Raw genomic sequence first — 13,382 nt, 5'->3', positions numbered from 1 at the left:
ACTGACAAGCGTGCGACGAACGCCAGCCATCCAGCTCGGACAGCGACTAGGCTCAAAGTGATCCCGAGGCGATCGGGAAAACCTGCCGGCGGACCCACGAGGCCCGTCCCACACGCCCGCCACGAACGGGCTACAGAGGTGAACATGAAAATCCGCGATCTGGTACGCCATTGGGAACAGAACGCCAGGGGGCGCCTGACCAAGCATCACTACAGCATCCCGCTGGACGTGGAAACCGCCGCGCGGCTGGCCGCCTTGCACGACATGTATCCCAAGCGCAGCGTCGAGGAGATCCTGGGGGAACTGGTCGGCTCGGCGCTGGAGGAGCTGGAGGCGAGCTTCCCTTACGTAAAGGGCCAGAAGGTGGTGGCGCAGGACGAACAGGGTGACCCGATCTACGAGGACATCGGCCCGACGCCACGCTTCCTGCAGCTCTCGCGCAAGTACCTGCATGAGCTGACGGCGGCCGAGGAGTCGAACCACTCCTGAAGGGTGGCCCGTGCGTAGGGCGTACAACCGTTCACGGTTGTACGCCGATACACCGAACTATGTTGCTGGCGCCAGTGCTGAGCTCGAAGTGCCCTGAAACCAAGGCCAATCGGCGTATAACGCGGAGCGTTATACGCCCTACGTTCTGCATCAGTGCCGGCCATGGACACCCGGCACGTGCAGATGCCCCGCCTCCGCGCAGGCCTCCGGAATCACCGACGGCTCCGCCGGCTGCTCCAGTTCACGCAGGATGCCGCAGTCCTCGCTGCTGCCATCGCCGCTGCAACGGGCGCGCAGGTCCCGCAGTTGCTGGCTGAGCGATTGCAGTTCGGCGATCCGTACCTCGACATGGTGCAAATGCTCGTCGATCAGCCGGTTGGCGGTGCCGCAGTCGGATTCGGGGCGGTCACGCAGCCCCAGCAGGATGCGGATTTCCTCCTGGGTCATGTCCAGCGAACGGCAATGGCGGATGAACGACAGGCGCTCCACGTGGATGGCGTCGTACTGCCGGTAGTTGCCCTCGCTGCGCGACGGCTCCGGCAGCAGGCCTTCGCGCTCGTAGTAGCGGATGGTCTCCACCGGGCAACCGGTCAGTTTCGCCAGTTCACCGATCTTCATCTTCGACCTCCTGGTTAAAGACAGGCTTGACTCTGTAGTTACTACAGGGTGTGCAATCAGCAGCAACTCGTCAAACAGGAACGGACGACATGACTGCCAATCGCCAGGGGCCGATCATCCAGGGCCCCGTCCAGGATCAGGAACACAGCGACGCCGCTGGTTGCTGCGGCTGCGACAAGGGCGCGCTGCTGCGCGCGCCGGCGGCCGCACCTGCGCACCACGCACATGATCACGATCACGATCACGATCACGATCACGATCACGATCACGATCACGATCATCAGCATGAGCGCATCGATCCGGCGCAGGCCGCAAGCGCGGTAGCCGGCGCGGCGGCGGGTGAGCTGCGCTGGACCAGCCTGCGCATCGAAGCCATGGACTGCCCCACCGAGGAACGCCTGCTGCGCGGTGCCTTAGGGCGCGTGTCGGCCGTGGAAAACCTCGACTTCAACCTGATGCAACGACTGCTGCGCGTGCAGCACCGCTTCGACAGCATCGAACCGCTGCAGAAGCTGGTGGCCTCGCTCGGCATGCAGGCCGAGCCGCTGGACGACGGCGCCCCGACCGCAGCACCCGCCGCCCGGCAAAAACCCTGGTGGCCGCTGGCGCTGGCCGGCGTGGCGGCGGCAGCGTCGGAGTTCTTCGAGTGGTTCGCCATCGGCCCGCAGTGGTTGGTGGCGGCGCTGGCGGTGGCGGCCATCCTCGGCGCCGGCCTGCCGACCTACCGCAAGGGCTGGATCGCGCTGAAGAACCGCAACCTGAACATCAACGCGCTGATGAGCATCGCCGTGACCGGCGCCATGCTGATCGGCCAGTGGCCGGAAGCGGCGATGGTCGCCGTGCTGTTCGCCATTGCCGAGCTGATCGAGGCCAAGTCTCTGGAACGTGCGCGCAATGCCATCCGTGGACTGCTGCAACTGGCGCCGGAACAGGCCACGGTGCAGGTGGACGGCGAATGGAAGGAGCTGTCCGCCAAGTCCGTCACCCTCGGCGCGCGAGTGCGTGTACGCCCCGGCGAACGCATCGCGCTGGACGGTGAAGTGCTCGACGGCCGCTCCAGCGTCAACCAGGCGCCCATCACCGGCGAGAGCCTGCCGGTGGAGAAGCAGGCGGGCGATCCGCTGTTCGCCGGCACCATCAACGGCGAGAGCGCGCTGGAATACCGCGTCACCCGCATCGCCGACGACAGCACCCTGGCGCGGATCATCCACGCCGTGGAAGAAGCCCAGGGCTCGCGGGCGCCGACCCAGCGCTTCGTCGACCAGTTCTCGCGCATCTACACGCCGGTGGTGTTCCTCATCGCCATTGCCACCGCCCTGCTGCCGCCGCTGCTCTTCGGCGCAGCCTGGCTGGACTGGGTGTACCGCGCCCTGGTGCTGCTGGTGATCGCCTGCCCCTGCGCCCTGGTGATCTCCACCCCGGTGACCATCGTCAGCGGCCTCTCGGCGGCGGCGCGCCTGGGCATCCTGATCAAGGGCGGAGTGTTCCTCGAACTGGGCCGCTCGCTGGACTGGATCGCCCTGGACAAGACCGGCACCCTGACCGAAGGCCGCCCGCGCCAGACCGACTTCACCGCGCTGCGGGAATCCGCTGCCGGTGAGGTACGCGCCCTGGCCGCCAGCCTGGCCGCGCGCTCCGACCACCCGGTTTCCCAGGCCGTGGCGCAAGCGGCCGAGGCGGACAACGTCGCCCTGTACGGCGTCGGCGAGCTGACCGCCCTGCCCGGCCGTGGCGTGAAGGGCGAGATCGACGGACGCCTCTATCACCTGGGCAACCACCGTCTGGTGGAGGAGCTCGGTCTCTGCTCGAAGGAACTGGAGGCCCGCCTCGACGCCCTCGAACAGCAGGGCAAGACGGTGATCGTGCTGCTCGATGCCGAGGGTCCGCTGGCCCTGTTCGCGGTGGCCGACGCGGTCAAGGAAACCAGCCGCGAGGCGGTTGCGCAGCTGCACGAGCTGGGCGTGAAAACCCTGATGCTCACCGGCGACAACCCGCACACCGCCGCCGCTATCGGCGCCCAGGTGGGCATCGATGCGGCGCAGGGCAACCTACTGCCGGAGGACAAGCTCCATGAAGTGAAGCAGCGCCAGGAAGGCGGCGGCCGCGTCGGCATGGTCGGCGACGGCATCAACGACGCCCCCGCCCTGGCCCGCGCCGATATCGGCTTCGCCATGGGCGCGGCGGGAACCGACACGGCCATCGAGACCGCCGGCGTGGCGCTGATGGACGACGACCTGCGCAAGCTGCCGTCCTTCATCCGCCTGTCGCGCCAGACCCACCGCGTGCTGATCCAGAACATCAGCCTGGCGCTGGGTATCAAGGCGGTGTTCCTGGCCCTGACACTGGCCGGCGAAGGCACCCTGTGGATGGCGGTGTTCGCCGACATGGGCGCCAGCCTGCTGGTGGTGTTCAACGGGCTGCGGCTGTTGCGGCATCAGGGCTGAAGAGCATCCGGGATTTTCGAACGCACCTGCTGGCGGACCGCGGACGGAGTCCGCTTCTACAAGAGCCCCTCACCCTAACCCTCTCCCGGAGGGAGAGGGGACCGTTCGATGCAGGAGGAAACCTTGCCCTCAGCCGGCACGGACGGCTCCCTCTCCCTTTGGGAGAGGGCTGGGGTGAGGGAAAGTACTGGCACCGACTTCAACCTGTAGGAGTCGCGATGCTTTGGCCCGGAGCCTCTATGGGGCACTCCTGCAAGCGGATAAGCCTCAGCCCAGCAGTCGCCGGTACAACTCCGCCATCTCCCCCGAGAACGCCACCAGCACCAGTACCTTTAGCGAGCTCCCCGCCGGACGGGCACGGCGCAGCTCATCGACGGCAATCTGCGCCGCTGCTTCGGCGGGGTAACCATAGATACCGGTGCTGATGGCCGGAAAGGCGATGCTGGCGAGGTTGTCGTCCTCAGCCAGTTGCAGGCTGCTGCGGTAGCACTGGGCGAGCAGTTCCGGCTCGCCGTGCCCGCCGCCGCGCCAGACCGGCCCGACAGTGTGGATGACGAACCGCGCCGACAGGCGGAAACCGGGGGTGATCTTCGCCCCGCCGGTCCGGCAGCCACCCAGCGGGCGGCAGGCGGCGACCAGTTCGGGGCCGGCGGCCCGGTGGATGGCGCCGTCGACACCGCCGCCGCCCAGCAGCGAGCTGTTGGCGGCGTTGACGATGGCATCGAGGTCCAGGCGGGTGATGTCGCCCTGCCAGACGCGGATTTCGGGGTAGCTCATGGTGCTTCCTCCCTTGTCAGCGGCGCCAGGGCTCTCCCGTCACTTCACTTGCTGGGGAGTCTCCTGACCCATGCAGCGTACGGCGCGCTTGCGGTTGTCGACCAGCACGCCGGTCAGGCCCTTCTGGGTCATGTCGAACATCACCAGCACGCCGTCGATGCACTGCGCCTGCTGGTCGGCCGGGTCGAGCGAGAGCTTGGTGTCCTGGCCGGGAATGCTTTTCAGCATGGTGAACTGGCTCAGTTCCAGCGCGTCCTCGGGCTTGGCGAAGTGCAGATAGCCGTAGTACCAGAGCGTGCCGACCGAGACGAAGATGGTGGCGATGACGGTGAGGATGTACGAGATCGGATTGCGGTCGTTCATGGCTTGCCTTGTTCTGGGGAGTCCGCCTTGGCGGAGGCTGCTTTAGCAGGTTCTGGCGTTGACGAGTTCGGGACTTCGGCCAGCCGGCGCAATCCGGTGAAGTGCTGCGGATCGTCGAGGAAGCGCAGCATCACTTCGCGCCAGACCGGTTCGCCGAAGGTTTCCACGTGGTTGCCACGGGTCAGCTGGAAAACCTTGGGCGGCGGCGCGGCCCTGTAGAGGCTCAGGCCGTTGTCCAGGGGCACGATGGTATCGTCGATGCTGTGAAAGAACAGCACGGGTGCGCCAGAAAGTCGCGGCATCGAACGAATCGCACTGTCGCCGTCGGCCACTACCCACGACAGCGGCACCTGCAGCGGCCAGGTCAGCCAGGTATTGCCCAGGGTGTAACGCGCCACGCTGCGGTAGCTGGCCGGCACGCCGTCGAGCACCACGGCGTGCAACTGCTTCTGCCGCTCCGGGTGCATCCCCAGGTAATGCACCGCCATGGCGCCACCCAGGCTCTGGCCGAGCAGGGTCACCGGCTTGCCCTGCACCTCCGGCGCCTTGTCCAGCCAGGCGAAGGCGGCGTCGATGTCCTGGTAGACCGCCGGCAGACTCGGCGCGCCCTCGGAGTGGCCGTAACCACGGTAGTCGACCATCAGCACCTGATAGCCCTGCTCCGGCAGCCACCAGGTACCGCCCAGGTGCCAGGCCATGTTGCCGCCGTTGCCGTGCAGGTGCAGTACGGTGCCCTTCACCGGTACGCCGGCCTTGGCCGGCAGCCACCAGGCGGCGAGCTTCACGCCGTCGGCGGTGGTCAGCCTGACGTCGCGATACTCCAGCTTGGCGCGCGTGGGCGTAATGGCAACATCGGAGCTGGGATAGAACAGCAGCGAGCTGCAGCCGGCGAGCAAGGCCAGGCAGGCGACGAGGAGGAGACGCACGGCGCTCATTCCGGGTTGGTCCTTACCTCTTCACGGGCGCGGTAGGTGGCGTCGTAGATGCGTTCGGCCAGGCGCGAGAACGGCAGGCTCTGCAGCCAGACCGTACCAGTGCCCTTGAGGGTGGTCAGCAGCATGCCCTCGCCGCCGAACAGCATGCTGCGCAGGCCGCCGGCCAGCTGCACGTCGTAGTCGATGTCATCGGTGAAGGCCACCAGGCAGCCGGTATCCACCCGCAGCGTCTCGTCCTTCAGCTCGCGGCGGATCACCGTGCCGCCCGCGTGGACGAAGACCAGCCCATCACCCTCCAGCTTCTGCAGGATGAAGCCTTCGCCGCCGAAGAAGCCCGCACCCAGGCGCTTGGCAAAGGCGATGCCGACCTTGGTGCCGTAGGCCGCGCAGAGGAACGAATCCTTCTGGCAGATCAGCGTGCCACCGACTTCGCCGAGGCGCACCGGCACCACGCTACCCGGGTAGGGTGCGGCGAAGGCCACGTGCTGCTTGCCCTGGCTCTCGTTGGTGAAGTGGGTCATGAAGACCGATTCGCCGCTGAACTTGCGCTTGCCGGCGCTCCACAACTTGCCCAGCAGGTTGGAGTCAGAGCCGTCCCCCATGCGCGCGGCGAAGTGGATGCCGCCGGTCATGTAGTTCAGCGCCCCGGCTTCGGCGATCACCGTCTCGCCGGGGTCCAGTTCGATCTCCACGGTCTGCATGGATTCACCGAGGATGCGGTAGTCGAGCTCATGGCTGGGCATAGCGGGCACTCCTGGCCGCCCGTGCGAATCCGTGCGGGCGCGCCGTTCAGAGGATGTTGGCGTAATCCGCCTCGATGCGGTCGAGGCTGAGGTGGTTGAGGAAGTTGGAGAAACACATCCACGCCGACAGTGCGTTGAGGTCGCGGAACTGCGGCGGCAGGTACTTGGGCGGCACCACCAGGCCCTCGTCCACCAGTTGCCGCAGGGTGCGCATGTCTTCCAGGGTGGCCTTGCCGCAGAACAGCAGCGGGATCTGCTCCAGCTTGCCCTTGCGCACGGCGAGCTGGATGTAGTTGTAGATCAGGATGAAGCCCTTGAGGTACGACAGGTCCTTGGTGAATGGCAGGCCCGCAGGCGTGGAGCCACGGAACACCCGGCTGGAGTTCTGGTAGCTGCTCTCCATGCTGTAGCCCTGCTCGCGGTAGAAGTGGAACACCTCGAGGAAGTCCGCGCCCTCCTCCGCCATGTGGATGGCGCGGGTGCGGTTGGTGAGCTTGCGCAGGCGCGTCGGGTAGGAGGCGAAGGCGATCACTTCCATCAGGATCGCCAGGCCTTCCTGGGTCACGGTGGAGGACGGCGGGCCCTTGGCGAGGAAGGTGCAGATCGGCTGGTTGAGCCCGTTCAGGGTGGTGCCGACGTGCACCAGGCCCTCGTGGACTTCCAGTGCGCGCACGTCACGCTCGTTGAACAGCGCGTCGGCGCGCACCTTGATGTAGTCGGCACCGGCCGCAGCGTCGGCGACTATGCCGTCGGACTCGAACACACGGATGGTGTCTTCCTTGTCGTCGAACACCTTGTTCAGGCGCTCCTGCAGCATCCCCACCACTTGCGTGGCGGTGAGCGTCTTGGGCTCGTCCTTGAGGTCGCCACGGTCGGCGATGTTGTTCAGGTAGTCCGAGAGCATCAGGCCGAGGTCGGCCAGGGTCGGGTCGCCGGCGTGGAAGGCGTCGGAAGCCGAGCCGTAGAGCTCCTGGGAGATCAGGCCGAAGTCCTGGGTGCCGCGCGCTTCGAGCATGCGGATGACCATGCGGTATTCCTTGCACATGCGCCGCATGATCTGCCCGACCGGGTTGAACTGCCCCAGGTGGCGGGTGATGTCACGCTCGATGTTCTGGAATTCCTGCTTCTTGGCGCTGGCGTCGAAGGCCAGCGGGCGCCCGTCGTAGTAGCTGCGGTCGACCTTGGGCGCGTGCTTGCCGCGCCCCTTGAGGAAGTCGTCGCGAATACCGTCGTCCCACTTGATGGCGTCGAGCACGCGGATTGGCGTCTGCGCCTCGACGATGCGGTCGGACAGGCCACGGATGATCTGCTGGTATTCGGTGGGCGAGGTCTGCTTGCGGCGCGGCGTCATTGCCGTTCTCCCGGAGTCACGCGCGAATAGCGCAGGGCTTCGACGAACACGTCCGAGTTGGCCGGGTCGTTCAGGTAGGCGATCACCTGGGTCAGCGGGCTGGTCACCAGGGCACCCTCGCCCTGCTCGGTGTCCACCTTCTGCCCTTTCAGCGCGCCTTCGCCCATGTCCTGCAGGATGTGCTCGACATCCAGGTTATAGATCACCAGCTCGTCCTTGTCGGTGATCTCGAAACCGGCCAGGGCGAAGTTGCCGCCCAGGCTTTTCGGCAATCCGGCCGAGAGATACCAGCGCTTGCCGTGGTGTGCGACGGTGAAGCCGAAGTCCTCGACGCTTTCGGTGTTGTCCTTGCTGTCGAGGTAACTGATCGCGCGATAGACGTTGGATCCGGAACGGGTGACCTCGAGGAACTGCTCCTCGCCGTACTCGTTCACCCGCGACCACTGGCCCAGCAGATGGGCCGGCGCAGCCTCGTTGGCCGGAATCGGGTCCTTGAACGTCACCAGGCAGCCACTGAGCAGGCAAATGCTCAACAGCAGCAGTGCACGCCAGACTTTCATCACGCCCTCCTTAGGTCCCGCCGCCCCTCCCATGGGAGAGATAATGGCGTCGGGAGTTCCGATACGAAAACCCCGCCGGATGGCGGGGTTGCACCTTTGCTGCGCTTACAGGCCCATCACCAGGTCGAGGTAGCGGCTGAGGATGGCACGCATTTCGTCGACCTGCAGGTGCTCGGCCCCGTCCAGCAGGCCCTGATACTCCATCTGCAGGATGATGGCCGTCAACACCTTGGCGTCCTGCTCCGGCTGCTTGGAGCCGAGCACTTCGAAGAAATGCACGACGCCCAGGGAGAGGATGCGCCGGTGCCGCTGCGCCAGCTCCACCAGGCTGGGGTTGAGCAGCGCCTCCTGGCGGAACGCCTGCTCGGCCAGCAGGTGCTCGCGGCGCTCGGTGAGCTGCACCTGCACGTACTTGATCGCCAGCTCGACGATATTGTCGGTGAGCGCGCGGCGCGCGCCGGGGGCGTCCTGGCCGAGGCTCGCGGCCATCGCCTGCAGGTCCCCCTCGACGCTGGTCCAGAAGGCCGAGAGCGCCTCGGCGCTGCGTTCGACGAAGAGCGCGAAGGTGTCGGTGATGAGGTCCTGGATATCCTTGAAGTAGTAGGTGGTGGCCGACAGCGGCACACCGGCCTCGGCGGCGACGGCGCGATGGCGCACGGCGCGTACGCCGTCGCGGACGATGATCCGCAGCGCGGCGTCGAGGATTGCCTGGCGGCGCTGCTCGCTGCCCTGGCGGCTGGCCTTGCGGCCCTGGTACTGAACACTTTCTGCGATGGCGCTGGCGACTTGCGCGGCGCTGTCTCGCGGGGACACTGGGGTCACTGGCATTACCTCCGGCGGCGCGGCCTGATGGCGCATTGTTCGGGCTTTTCGATGGGGAATCAATCGCCGCTCCGCGCTTGTTTCAATGCAACAGCACGGGGCTGGCATGGCAGTGCGGGCGGCGGGAAGTCCGGCCTGGGGTGTATGACGTGCTACAGGGCGTTCGAGCCACGTGTGCGAGCGCACAGCTCGTCGGCTGGAGCAGCCGTAGGGCGTACAACCGTTCGCGGTTGTACGCCGATACACCTGATGCCGTCGCCGGTGCCAAGACCAGGTCCGGAGCGCCTTGGGACCAAGGTCAAACGGCGTATAACGTCGAACGTTATACGCCCTACGTTCCTGCACCATTGCGGGGCTCCTACGGGGACGCCCGCGACAACGAAAAAGGCCGCCCGAAGGCGGCCTCTTTCACGCAGTTCCAGCGCTTACGCCTGCGGGCGCATGTGCGGGAACAGGATCACGTCGCGGATCGACGGCGAGTTGGTCAGCAGCATCACCAGGCGGTCGATGCCGATGCCTTCGCCGGCGGTGGGCGGCATGCCGTATTCGAGCGCGTTGACGAAGTCGGCGTCGTAGTGCATCGCCTCGTCGTCACCGGCGTCCTTCTCCTTGACCTGCAGCATGAAGCGCTCGGCCTGGTCTTCGGCGTCGTTGAGCTCGGAGTAGGCGTTGGCGATCTCGCGGCCACCGATGAACAGCTCGAAGCGGTCGGTAACGCTCGGGTCGTTGTCGTTGCGGCGCGCCAGCGGGGACACTTCGAACGGGTACTGGGTGATGAAGTGCGGCTGCTCCAGCTTGTGCTCGACCAGCTCCTCGAAAATCATCACCTGCAGCTTGCCCAGGCCTTCGTGGCCGAGGACCTTGGCGCCGGCCTTCTTGGCGATGGCGCGGGCCCTCTCGACGTCGTTCAGGTCAGCCGCGGTGAGTTCCGGGTTGTACTTGAGGATGGCGTCGAACACGGACAGGCGGGCGAACGGCTCGCCGAAGTGGAAGACCTTGTCGCCGTAGGGCACATCGGTGCTGCCGAGCACGGCCTGGGCCAGTTCGCGGAACAGCTCCTCGGTCAGATCCATGTTGTCTTCGTAGTCGGCGTAGGCCTGGTAGAACTCGAGCATGGTGAACTCGGGGTTGTGCCGGGTCGAAACGCCTTCGTTACGGAAGTTGCGGTTGATCTCGAAGACCTTCTCGAAGCCACCGACCACCAGGCGCTTGAGGTACAGCTCCGGGGCGATACGCAGGAACATGGCCATGTCCAGCGCGTTGTGGTGGGTCTGGAAGGGCTTGGCTGCCGCGCCGCCGGGAATGGTCTGCAGCATCGGGGTTTCCACTTCGAGGAAGCCGCGATCGGACAGGAAGCGACGGATGTGGGCGATAACCTGGGAACGCACGCGGAAGGTGTGGCGGGTTTCCTCGTTGACCATCAGGTCGACGTAACGCTGGCGGTAGCGCTGCTCGGTGTCGGTCAGGCCGTGATGCTTGTCCGGCAGCGGGCGCAGGGACTTGGTCAGCAGGCGCACGCTGGTCATCTCGACGTACAGGTCGCCCTTGCCGGAACGCGCCAGGGTGCCTTCGGCGCCGATGATATCGCCCAGGTCCCAGGTCTTGATCTCGGCCAGGGTCTCTTCCGGCAGGGTCTTGCGGTTGACGTAGGCCTGCAGGCGGCCGCTGCTGTCCTGCAGGACGAGGAAGGAACCGCGGTTGAGCATGATGCGACCGGCGACCTTGACCGGGATGGCTGCGGCTTCCAGCTCTTCCTTGGTCGCGGTTTCGTACTGTTTCTGCAGGTCCGCGAAGTAGTCGGCGCGGCGGAAGTCGTTGGGGAAGGCGATGGCCTTGGCTTCACGCACGGCGGCAAGCTTTTCCTTGCGCTGGGCGATCAGCTTGTTTTCTTCCTGTTGCAGTTCGTGCTGGTCGAGTTGTTGGTCGCTCATGGTCGTTCTATCTGCCTGGCGTCTTAATCAAATGGGGGTACGTGTAGGAGCGAACCTGCTCGCAAAGCTCTTCGACGGGTTCGCGAGCAAGCTCGCTCCTACAATGGGGCTCCGCGTCAGAGCCCTTGTTTGAGGCTGGCCTCGAGATACTCGTCCAAATCGCCGTCGAGCACCTTGTCGCAATCGCTGCGTTCCACGCCGGTACGCAGGTCCTTGATGCGCGACTGGTCGAGCACGTAGGAACGGATCTGGTGACCCCAGCCGATATCGGACTTGGTGTCTTCCAGCGCCTGCGAGGCGGCGTTGCGCTTCTGCATCTCCTGCTCGTACAACTTGGCCCGCAGCATCTTCATGGCGGTGTCCTTGTTGGCGTGCTGGGAGCGTTCGTTCTGGCACGCCACCACGGTGTTGGTCGGCACGTGGGTGATACGCACCGCGGAGTCGGTGGTGTTCACGTGCTGACCGCCCGCGCCGGAGGAGCGGTAGGTGTCGATGCGCAGGTCGGCCGGGTTGATCTCGATCTCGATGTTGTCGTCGATCTCGGGCGAGGCGAACACCGCGGTGAACGAAGTGTGGCGACGGTTGCCGGAGTCGAACGGGCTCTTGCGTACCAGGCGGTGCACGCCGATCTCGGTGCGCAGCCAGCCGAAGGCGTACTCGCCCTTGATGTGCACGGTGGCGCCCTTGATGCCGGCGACTTCGCCCTCGGACAGTTCGATGATCTCGGCGTCGAAGCCGTGCTTGTCGGCCCAGCGCAGGTACATGCGCAGCAGCATGTTGGCCCAGTCCTGGGCCTCGGTGCCGCCGGAGCCGGCCTGGATGTCCAGGTAGGCGTTGTTCGGGTCCATCTCGCCGCTGAACATGCGGCGGAACTCGAGCTTCTCGAGGATCTCGCGCAGGCGCTGGACTTCGCTCTCGACGTCGCCGACGGCGCCTTCGTCATTCTCCTCGACCGCCATGTCGAGCAGGTCGCGGGAATCGGCCAGACCGCCGGTGAGCTCGTCGAGGGTCTCGACGATCTGCGCCAGCATGGCGCGCTCGCGGCCCAGGTTCTGGGCGTATTCGGGCTTGTTCCAGACCGCCGGGTCTTCCAGCTCGCGGTTTACTTCGATCAGACGATCATGTTTCAGATCGTAGTCAAAGATACCCCCGAATGGACTGGGTACGGTCGGAGAGGTCCTTGATGCTGTTGAGGATCGGTTGGATTTCCATGACGGGCATCTCTCACGGGTAAAGGGCATAGAAAAGCCGGCAAGTATACGTGATTTTTCGCAAGCCTTTCAGGCTTTACGACAAAGCACCGCCGTCCTTTCCACGCCCCTCCAGCCTCGCTCAGCCCGCGATCCCCACCTGGTTGCGGCCGCCATGCTTGGCGTTGTAGAGCGCCTCGTCGGCCATCTCGATCAACTGCCGGTAAGGCTGGCCGGCCTGCGGCGTCACCGTGGCCACGCCGATGCTGATGGTCAGCGGCGCGCCGGGATGCGGCAGTTCGTGGGCTATCCCCAGGTCCTCCACCGAGCGCCGCAGCTTTTCCGCCAGCAGGCGCGCGCCGCCTGGCGAGGTGCCCGGCAGCACCAGGACGAACTCCTCGCCGCCGTAGCGCGCCGGCAGGTCCGACGGACGGCTGCAGCTGGCACGGATCGCGCCCGCCACCTGGCGCAACGCCTCGTCGCCCTGCACATGGCCGAAGGTGTCGTTGTAGGGCTTGAAGTGGTCCACGTCGATCAACAGGATCGACAGCTGGGTCTGCTCGCGCTGGGCGCGGCGCCATTCCATCTCCAGGTATTCGTCGAAATGGCGGCGGTTGGACAGCCCGGTGAGGCCGTCGGAGTTCATCAGCCGCTGCAGCACCAGGTTGGTTTCCAGCAGCTGCTGCTGGCTTTCGCGCAGCGCGCGGTAAGCCTCGTCGCGTTGCAGCAACGCCAGGTACGAGCGCGAGTGGTAGCGGATGCGCGCCACCAGCTCGATGGCGTCCGGCAGCTTGACCAGATAGTCGTTGGCCCCGGCGGAGAACGCCGCGCTCTTCACCGACGGCTCCTCCTTGGTCGATAGGACGATGATCGGGATGTCGCGGGTCGCCGCGTTGGCCCGGTAGTCGCGCACCAGCGCCAGACCGTCGGCGCCGGGCATCACCAGGTCCTGGAGAATCACCGTCGGCTTGATCTGGATCGCCAGGGCGATCGCCTGCTGCGGGTCGGCGCAGAAATGGAAGTCGATGCTGGGGTCATCCGCCAGGGCGCGGCGCACGGCCTCGCCGATCATCGGCTGGTCGTCGACCAGCAGCACCATCACGGCGGAATCGCCTGGAGTGGTCACGGGGTAGTTACTCTGTGTCGGGTTCATGAAAGC

At 65.9% G+C, this 13,382-nt stretch carries 13 protein-coding genes; 2 read left to right on the top strand and 11 right to left on the bottom strand.

The genetic code is table 11. From position 1 onward, the window contains the following. Positions 1–144: 144 nt before the first annotated feature. Positions 145–489 carry a pilin assembly protein gene (locus ACNFBT_RS02250; RefSeq protein ID WP_416746078.1) on the top strand — a complete coding sequence of 115 codons (345 nt, stop codon included), beginning with the start codon at positions 145–147 and terminating at the stop codon, positions 487–489. A 150-nt stretch (positions 490–639) separates the two neighbouring features. On the opposite strand, the gene cadR is transcribed toward ACNFBT_RS02250, so the two are convergent. After that, a complete protein-coding gene (gene cadR / locus ACNFBT_RS02245; RefSeq protein WP_416746076.1) occupies positions 640–1,107 on the bottom strand; it encodes a Cd(II)/Pb(II)-responsive transcriptional regulator in 468 nt (155 codons plus the stop codon). A gap of 89 nt (positions 1,108–1,196) precedes the next feature. Between cadR and ACNFBT_RS02240 the strand changes: the two genes are divergently transcribed. Continuing rightward, entirely contained in the window at positions 1,197–3,551 is a 2,355-nt protein-coding gene (locus tag ACNFBT_RS02240; protein ID WP_416746074.1) for a heavy metal translocating P-type ATPase, read from the top strand. A gap of 267 nt (positions 3,552–3,818) precedes the next feature. On the opposite strand, the gene ACNFBT_RS02235 is transcribed toward ACNFBT_RS02240, so the two are convergent. The 10 genes from ACNFBT_RS02235 to ACNFBT_RS02190 form a co-directional block, all read right to left on the bottom strand. Continuing rightward, positions 3,819–4,328 carry an O-acetyl-ADP-ribose deacetylase gene (locus ACNFBT_RS02235; protein WP_416746072.1) on the bottom strand — a complete coding sequence of 170 codons (510 nt, stop codon included), beginning with the start codon at positions 4,326–4,328 and terminating at the stop codon, positions 3,819–3,821. 39 nt (positions 4,329–4,367) lie between these two features. Further along, the gene (locus ACNFBT_RS02230) at positions 4,368–4,691 is read right to left on the bottom strand and encodes a hypothetical protein (RefSeq protein WP_416746070.1); all 324 of its coding nucleotides are present in this window, start codon (positions 4,689–4,691) and stop codon (positions 4,368–4,370) included. After that, positions 4,688–5,626, bottom strand: a complete 939-nt coding sequence (locus ACNFBT_RS02225) for an alpha/beta hydrolase (RefSeq protein ID WP_416746068.1) — start codon at positions 5,624–5,626, stop codon at positions 4,688–4,690. Before ACNFBT_RS02225 ends, ACNFBT_RS02230 begins: the two co-directional genes overlap by 4 nt. Further along, on the bottom strand, positions 5,623–6,369 hold the full coding sequence (locus tag ACNFBT_RS02220; RefSeq protein ID WP_416746066.1) for a TIGR00266 family protein: 747 nt from the start codon (positions 6,367–6,369) through the stop codon (positions 5,623–5,625). The genes ACNFBT_RS02225 and ACNFBT_RS02220 overlap by 4 nt, the downstream gene beginning before the upstream one ends. A gap of 46 nt (positions 6,370–6,415) precedes the next feature. After that, entirely contained in the window at positions 6,416–7,720 is a 1,305-nt protein-coding gene (locus tag ACNFBT_RS02215) for a flavohemoglobin expression-modulating QEGLA motif protein (RefSeq protein WP_416746064.1), read from the bottom strand. Further along, a complete protein-coding gene (locus ACNFBT_RS02210; RefSeq protein WP_416746062.1) occupies positions 7,717–8,280 on the bottom strand; it encodes a hypothetical protein in 564 nt (187 codons plus the stop codon). Before ACNFBT_RS02210 ends, ACNFBT_RS02215 begins: the two co-directional genes overlap by 4 nt. 105 nt (positions 8,281–8,385) lie before the next feature. Continuing rightward, positions 8,386–9,102, bottom strand: coding sequence for a TetR/AcrR family transcriptional regulator (locus ACNFBT_RS02205; RefSeq protein ID WP_416746060.1), 717 nt, complete (start codon positions 9,100–9,102; stop codon positions 8,386–8,388). Between the two features lie 425 nt (positions 9,103–9,527). Further along, positions 9,528–11,033, bottom strand: a complete 1,506-nt coding sequence (lysS, locus tag ACNFBT_RS02200; RefSeq protein WP_416746058.1) for a lysine--tRNA ligase — start codon at positions 11,031–11,033, stop codon at positions 9,528–9,530. A gap of 116 nt (positions 11,034–11,149) precedes the next feature. Continuing rightward, positions 11,150–12,245 (bottom strand): peptide chain release factor 2 gene (prfB, locus tag ACNFBT_RS02195; RefSeq protein ID WP_416746056.1). Its coding sequence is split into 2 segments (ribosomal slippage): positions 11,150–12,172 and positions 12,174–12,245, totalling 1,095 coding nucleotides; the frame shifts between segments, so codons are not numbered across the junction. A 120-nt stretch (positions 12,246–12,365) separates the two neighbouring features. After that, positions 12,366–13,376 carry a diguanylate cyclase domain-containing protein gene (locus ACNFBT_RS02190; RefSeq protein ID WP_416746054.1) on the bottom strand — a complete coding sequence of 337 codons (1,011 nt, stop codon included), beginning with the start codon at positions 13,374–13,376 and terminating at the stop codon, positions 12,366–12,368. Positions 13,377–13,382 lie beyond the last annotated feature (6 nt).

Source organism: Pseudomonas sp. NY15181 (assembly GCF_048068055.1).
GTDB lineage: Bacteria > Pseudomonadota > Gammaproteobacteria > Pseudomonadales > Pseudomonadaceae > Pseudomonas.
Note: the sequence above shows the minus strand (reverse complement) of the source record. Positions and strands in the feature narration are given on the sequence as shown.

Excerpts from the sequence above, each read along its gene's own strand:
- ACNFBT_RS02250 (WP_416746078.1), top strand. The coding sequence starts at position 145 with ATGAAAATCCGCGATCTGGTACGCCATTGGGAACAGAACGCCAGGGGG.
- cadR (WP_416746076.1), bottom strand. The coding sequence starts at position 1,107 with ATGAAGATCGGTGAACTGGCGAAACTGACCGGTTGCCCGGTGGAGACC.
- ACNFBT_RS02240 (WP_416746074.1), top strand. The coding sequence starts at position 1,197 with ATGACTGCCAATCGCCAGGGGCCGATCATCCAGGGCCCCGTCCAGGAT.
- ACNFBT_RS02235 (WP_416746072.1), bottom strand. The coding sequence starts at position 4,328 with ATGAGCTACCCCGAAATCCGCGTCTGGCAGGGCGACATCACCCGCCTG.
- ACNFBT_RS02230 (WP_416746070.1), bottom strand. The coding sequence starts at position 4,691 with ATGAACGACCGCAATCCGATCTCGTACATCCTCACCGTCATCGCCACC.
- ACNFBT_RS02225 (WP_416746068.1), bottom strand. The coding sequence starts at position 5,626 with ATGAGCGCCGTGCGTCTCCTCCTCGTCGCCTGCCTGGCCTTGCTCGCC.
- ACNFBT_RS02220 (WP_416746066.1), bottom strand. The coding sequence starts at position 6,369 with ATGCCCAGCCATGAGCTCGACTACCGCATCCTCGGTGAATCCATGCAG.
- ACNFBT_RS02215 (WP_416746064.1), bottom strand. The coding sequence starts at position 7,720 with ATGACGCCGCGCCGCAAGCAGACCTCGCCCACCGAATACCAGCAGATC.
- ACNFBT_RS02210 (WP_416746062.1), bottom strand. The coding sequence starts at position 8,280 with ATGAAAGTCTGGCGTGCACTGCTGCTGTTGAGCATTTGCCTGCTCAGT.
- lysS (WP_416746058.1), bottom strand. The coding sequence starts at position 11,033 with ATGAGCGACCAACAACTCGACCAGCACGAACTGCAACAGGAAGAAAAC.
- ACNFBT_RS02190 (WP_416746054.1), bottom strand. The coding sequence starts at position 13,376 with ATGAACCCGACACAGAGTAACTACCCCGTGACCACTCCAGGCGATTCC.